At 63.3% G+C, this 5,871-nt stretch carries 7 protein-coding genes; 2 read left to right on the forward strand and 5 right to left on the reverse strand.

Features of this window, described 5'->3' with window-relative positions:
• The 4 genes from AC16XC_RS12895 to lptB form a co-directional block, all read right to left on the reverse strand.
• Positions 1-200: hypothetical protein (locus tag AC16XC_RS12895; RefSeq protein ID WP_484035066.1), on the reverse strand; the 200-nt coding region annotated here is incomplete at its 3' end.
• Between the two features lie 131 nt (positions 201-331).
• The gene (ctrA, locus tag AC16XC_RS12900) at positions 332-1,027 is read right to left on the reverse strand and encodes a response regulator transcription factor CtrA (protein WP_484035067.1); all 696 of its coding nucleotides are present in this window, start codon (positions 1,025-1,027) and stop codon (positions 332-334) included.
• 335 nt (positions 1,028-1,362) lie between these two features.
• Positions 1,363-2,853, reverse strand: coding sequence for an RNA polymerase factor sigma-54 (gene rpoN / locus AC16XC_RS12905; RefSeq protein ID WP_484035068.1), 1,491 nt, complete (start codon positions 2,851-2,853; stop codon positions 1,363-1,365).
• A 55-nt stretch (positions 2,854-2,908) separates the two neighbouring features.
• On the reverse strand, positions 2,909-3,670 hold the full coding sequence (gene lptB, locus AC16XC_RS12910) for an LPS export ABC transporter ATP-binding protein (protein WP_484035071.1): 762 nt from the start codon (positions 3,668-3,670) through the stop codon (positions 2,909-2,911).
• Positions 3,671-3,893: 223 nt separating this feature from the next.
• On the opposite strand from lptB, the gene AC16XC_RS12915 reads away from it, so the two are divergent.
• Positions 3,894-4,277, forward strand: a complete 384-nt coding sequence (locus tag AC16XC_RS12915; RefSeq protein ID WP_484035069.1) for a hypothetical protein — start codon at positions 3,894-3,896, stop codon at positions 4,275-4,277.
• 97 nt (positions 4,278-4,374) lie between these two features.
• Entirely contained in the window at positions 4,375-5,721 is a 1,347-nt protein-coding gene (locus AC16XC_RS12920; RefSeq protein WP_484035070.1) for a TldD/PmbA family protein, read from the forward strand.
• Positions 5,722-5,724: 3 nt separating this feature from the next.
• Here AC16XC_RS12920 and AC16XC_RS12925 read toward each other — a convergent pair.
• Positions 5,725-5,871: inorganic diphosphatase (locus AC16XC_RS12925; protein ID WP_484035072.1), on the reverse strand; the 147-nt coding region annotated here is incomplete at its 5' end.

Raw genomic sequence — 5,871 nt, forward strand, 5'->3', positions numbered from 1 at the left:
CTTTCAGCGAGCGGCAGCATGGCAGGATCGCCCGCGGCCTGGGCCGCGACATAGGTGTCGGCCAGCTGCTGGAGCATTTCGCGGTTGCATTCCGCCCTTGCACCCGTCGCGAAAACCAGGCCGGCCAGGACGATCGCGGACCTGGTCGCGATGCCTGCCAATCTCGACGGGCGGGTGCCCGATGCTCTTGCTCTGCTCATTTTGGCCACTCTCTCCAAGTGTCTTTGCTTTGTTGCCTGTTCGTTAGCGGATTTTTTGCCACCGACAAAGAAAACCGCCCCGCAAGCCAAGGCTCGCGGGGCGGCATCGTCACGCTTGGAAAGGACTGAAATCAGGCGGCTTCGGCGGCCTCGTCGGGATCGCGCAGCACATAGCCGCGGCCCCATACGGTCTCGATGTAGTTTTCGCCGCCGCAGGCATGGGAGAGCTTCTTCCTGAGCTTGCAGATGAACACGTCGATGATCTTGAGTTCGGGCTCGTCCATCCCGCCATAGAGGTGGTTGAGGAACATTTCCTTGGTCAGCGTGGTGCCCTTACGCAGCGAGAGGAGCTCGAGCATCGCATATTCCTTGCCGGTCAGGTGGACCCGGGCGCCATCGACTTCGACCGTCTTGGCGTCGAGGTTGACCGCCAGCTTGCCGGTGCGGATGATCGACTGGCTGTGGCCCTTCGAACGGCGGACCACGGCGTGGATGCGGGCGACCAGCTCTTCGCGGTGGAACGGCTTGGTGACGTAATCGTCGGCACCGAACCCGAACGAGCGGATCTTCGAATCCATTTCGGAAATGCCGGAAAGGATCAGCACCGGGGTCTGCACCTTGGCGACGCGGAGCTTCTTGAGCACGTCGTAGCCATGCATGTCAGGCAGGTTCAGGTCCAAGAGGATGATGTCGTAATCATACAGCTTGCCGAGATCCAGGCCCTCTTCGCCGAGATCGGTCGAATAGACGTTGAAGCCCTCGGTGGTGAGCATGAGTTCGATCGCTTTCGCGGTTGTCGGCTCATCCTCGATCAAAAGCACACGCATGGGAGACCCCCCTGTTTGCCCCGGTTCCCGCTCCGGTTTTCGCCCGGATTGGGAGTTTGACTTTATTAACCACACAAGGTCTCAACGAAAAAGGTTAATATGCCGTAAACTCTCGCCTGGCCTTGTTGGGTGAGTCCCTGGCGCAACACTCTTTGATTATGCCTCAAGCGCCGGCGCGGGCATCCGCCCGCTTGGCTTTCCTCGCGCATTTCGTGCAAGCTCGATGCGCTGCGGGCGGCCGCCTCCGGTCGGCTATCGCCTGCCGGCTACTTGAGCCTGTGCCCTTGCGGTCCGCCGTTTGCGGACCGGACCAGTGCGATCTGGAAAGGCGGCGCTTACCCCACGCCTTCGAGCTTCTTCTGCCGCCGCCGCTGGACCGATGAGCCGATCCCGATCGCCTCGCGATATTTGGCAACCGTCCGCCGGGCGAGATCGAAACCTTCCTCCTTGAGCATGTCGACCAAGGTATCGTCGGAGAGGATCCTTTTCGGGTCCTCGGCATCGACCAGCGCCTTGATCCGCGCCTTTACCGCTTCGGAGGACGCACCGCCTTCGCCGTCGGCGCTCTGGCCCACGCCCGAGGTGAAGAAATATTTCAGTTCGAACGTGCCACGCTCGCAATGGAGGTATTTGTTCGAAGTGACCCGGCTGACGGTCGATTCATGCATCTCGATCGCATCGGCGATCGTCTTCAGGGTGAGCGGGCGCAGTTCGGACACGCCTCTCCTGAAAAAACCGTCCTGCAGCTTCACGATCTCGGCAGTGACCTTGAGGATCGTCTTCTGGCGCTGGTCGAGCGCCTTCAAGAGCCAGTTGGCGTCGGCCAGCCGTTCGGACAGCCAGCCTTTCGCTTCCCGGTCCTGGCAGCCATTGCGCAGCTCGAGATAATAGGAGCGGTTGACCACCAGCCGCGGCAGGGTCGCCTGGTTGAGCGCGATGTTCCAGCCGTCCCTGCCCACCGCGCGAACCAGGACGTCGGGCACCACCGGCGCGTTTTCCCCGCCGCCGAATTTGAGGCCGGGCTTGGGATCGTAGGCCCTCAGCTCGGCGAGCATGTCGGCGAAATCCTCGTCGTCGACATCGCACATGCGCTTGAGTTGCGCGAAGCCGCCCCTGGCGAGGAGATCGAGGTTGTCGATCAGCCGCGCCATGCAGGGATCGTAGCGGTCGGCTTCCTTCGCCTGCAGCGCGAGGCATTCGGAAAGATCGCGCGCGCCCACCCCGGTCGGATCGAGCTGCTGCACCAGGCCGAGCGCGTATTCGGCATCGTCGACGCTTACGCCCAGGTCGCCCGCCACTTCGCGCAGCGATACCGGCAAATAGCCTGCCTCGTCGAGCAGGCCGATAATATGCAGCGCGATCAGCCGCGATTGCGGGTCGGGCGCGACTGCCCCGATCTGCGCTTCGAGATGCTGGGCGAGGGTTTCCACCCGTTCGCCATGTTCGTCGATATCGAAGCCTTCGTCGGAAACCGCAGCAGCGGACGACGCGAATTCCAGCGCCGCACCGTCGCCGGTGTCGCGGTCGCGATCAAGCGCGTCCGGATCGATATCGAGCGCCGCGCCTTCGTCGCCGCTTCCCGTTTGCATCGGCTCGTCGCTGGCTGCCTCGCCCGGCGGCAGGTCGCGTTCGGCCAGTTCGCGGATGTCCGGGACTTCGTCCGTCGGCTCGCCCAATTCGAGCAGCGGATTGGACTCAAGCGCCTCGCCGATAAAGGCTTCGAGTTCGAGGTTCGACAGCGCCAGCAGCTTGATCGCCTGCTGGAGCTGCGGCGTCATCACCAGCGACTGCGTCTGTCGCAGGTCGAGGCGTGGGCCCAGCGCCATGATTACGCCTTGGTCCGGGCTTCGCTCCGATTGGCCCTTCGAGAAATGTCGTGTGTCACAGCGTGAAGCCTTCGCCGAGATAAAGCCGCCTGACATTGGCATCCGCGACCAGGTCTTGCGGCGTGCCGGCGAACAGCACTTGCCCGCCGTAGATGATGCAGGCGCGATCGACGATATCGAGCGTCTCGCGGACATTGTGGTCGGTGATCAGAACGCCGATCCCGCGGTTCTTGAGATCGATCACAAGGTTGCGAATATCCTGGATCGACAGCGGGTCGATCCCTGCAAACGGCTCGTCGAGCAGCATGATCGAGGGATTGGCTGCCAGCGCACGGGCAATTTCGCAGCGCCGCCGCTCGCCGCCCGACAGCGCCATCGCCGGGCTGTTGCGCAATTCGGTGAGGCCGAATTCCTCGAGCAGGCGCTCGAGTTCGGCAGCGCGCGTCGCTTCGTCCGGCTCGACCAATTCGAGCACACAGGCGATATTCTGCTCAACCGTCATGCCGCGGAAGATGGAGGTCTCCTGCGGCAGGTACCCCAGGCCAAGGATCGCGCGGCGATACATCGGCAGCGAGGTGACGTCCTCGCCATCCATCAGAATACGCCCGGTATCGGGCTTCACCAGCCCCATAATCGAATAGAAGCAGGTGGTCTTGCCGGCGCCGTTGGGGCCAAGCAGGCCGAGCACTTCGCCTTTGCCTACGGTGAGCGAGATGTCGCTCAAGACTGTGCGCTTGTCGTAACTCTTGGCGATCGAGATCACTTCGAGCCCGCCTTGCGGGATCGGGGGGGCGGCGTTGTGCGGGGCTTCCGCCATCGCGGCCCCGATTGCCTTCCGGTCGAGTTCGGGTTCGTCGAGATGTGTCATCGCGCGGGCTTTTACCATGGCTTGGCGGGCTGGAAACCCCAATTGGCAAGATTCATGCATGACCTTCGAGTCCGCGAATATTCCGGCCGGCTGAAGGAATGGTTAGCGCCCTTGCAAGCGATGCGATCTGGTGGAATACTCCGCAGTCGGGATTGGAAGAGGAGAGAAGCGCATGGACAAGGCGCTCTGGGATTCGGATCGCGCTGCCGGGAAAGTGAATACGAGGCGAGGCCTCGATTGGCGTCGCAAGATGAGCGATCACATCGCCTATGCCCTGCTGGCCTATACCGGTTTGCAGATCTGGGTCACGATGGGGGCGTTGAAGAGCGCGATGAGTTCTATCCTGCCCTATTTGGCCCTGATCGTACTGGTTGCCGCGATCATCCCAGGCTGCCGGATGTTCGAAAAGCGCTGGGAAGACTTGAGCGACAGCGAAGCGGCGGACCCGGCCCTCGCACACCGATTCAAGCGCGACCGTGCGCTCGTCTGGGCCGCGGCGATCACGCTCCCCCTGTTGTTGACCGGCCTGTTCAAGGGCATTGCCAGCTTCATCTGACGCTGGTCGTCCCTTCTGTGCCCTTGGTCCATCCGGACTTGGCTTTGCGCGTCCGGAACCGCTAGGTCGCGGCAAATGACCATTGCCGGAAGTCCCCATGTTCGATCCTACTGAAGCGCAGGCCCGCTGCACCATTGCCTTGGAATTCGCGCTCAAGGCCGGGGCAGATGCGGCCGATGCGATCGCAGTGGCTTCCTCGTCCGAGGAAATACAGGTCCGTCTCGGCAAGCTTGAAGATGTCGGCCGTTCGGAAAGCGAGCATCTCGGGCTCAGGGTGTTTGTCGGCCAGCGTTCGGCCTCGATCCATGCCACCGATGCAAGCGATGCGGCATTGATGGAGTTGGCCGGCCGCGCGGTCGACATGGCCAGGGCTGCGCCGGTCGACCAGTTTGCCGGACTCGCTCCGGAGGAATTGCTGGCAAAAGGGCCGTTTCCCGACTTTGACCTGGCGGCCGAAGGGGAGCCGCCTCCCGAAGAGCTGAAGCTGCGCGCCCTCGCCTGCGAGGATGCCGCCCGTGCGGTCAAGGGCGTGACCAACAGCGAAGGCGGCGGTGCCGGATTCGGCCGCTCGACGGTGGCGCTTGCCACCAGCCACGGTTTTGTCGGGAGCTATCGAGCGACCAACCATTCGCTCGGTGCGAGCGTCGTCGCGGGAGTGGGCGCCGACAAGCAGCGCGATCACGAGCATCGCGTAGCGCATCACGCCGAGGACCTGCCTTCGCCGGAGAAGATCGGGCGGATCGCCGGGGAGCGCGCTGTCGCCCGGGTGAACCCGACTTGCATGCCGAGCAAGCCGATGCCGGTGGTGTTCGATCCGAGAGTTGGGAATTCGCTGCTCGGCGAACTGGTCGCCGCGATGACCGGGCCGCAAATTGCCCGCCGCGCAAGCTTCCTGCTCGACCGTTTGGAAGAGGACCTGTTTCCTGCGACCATCCGCATCGTCGAGGAGCCGCATCGCAGGCGCGGGCTGCGTTCGCGTCCGTTCGACGGCGAAGGGCTGGCGACGCGCGACGGAGTGCTGGTCGAAAATTGCCGGGTCAAGGGCTGGCTGACCAACGCCGCGTCAGCGAGGCAGCTGGGCATCGGCCTTACCGGGCATGCGGTGCGGGGGGTTAGCGGAGCCCCCGGAGTGAGCGCGAGCAACGTCTATCTTGAGGCCGGGACCGCTACGCCCGAGGAGTTGATGGCCGATATCAAGGAAGGCGTGTTCGTCACGCAGATATTCGGCCATGGCACGAATCCGGTCACCGGCGATTACAGCCACGGCGCGTCGGGCTTCCGGATCGAGAATGGCAAGCTCGCGCGGCCGGTTGCCGAATTCACCATCGCCGGGAACCTGCTCGACATGTTCAGGCACATGACTCCCGCGAGCGACCTCGAAATCTACCGGGCGATCGACGTTCCGACGATCAGGATCGACGGGATGACCGTGGCCGGCGAGTAGCGTTCAGGCTTTCGCCGCCCCAGCCCGTTCGATCGCTTCCAACACGATCCGGCGGGCATCGCTGGCATCGCCCCAATTGCCGATCCGGACCCATTTCTCGGCTTCGAGGTCCTTGTAATGGGTGAAGAAGTGCTCGATCTGCTGGAGCAC

The organism is Candidatus Andeanibacterium sp., from assembly GCF_057143545.1.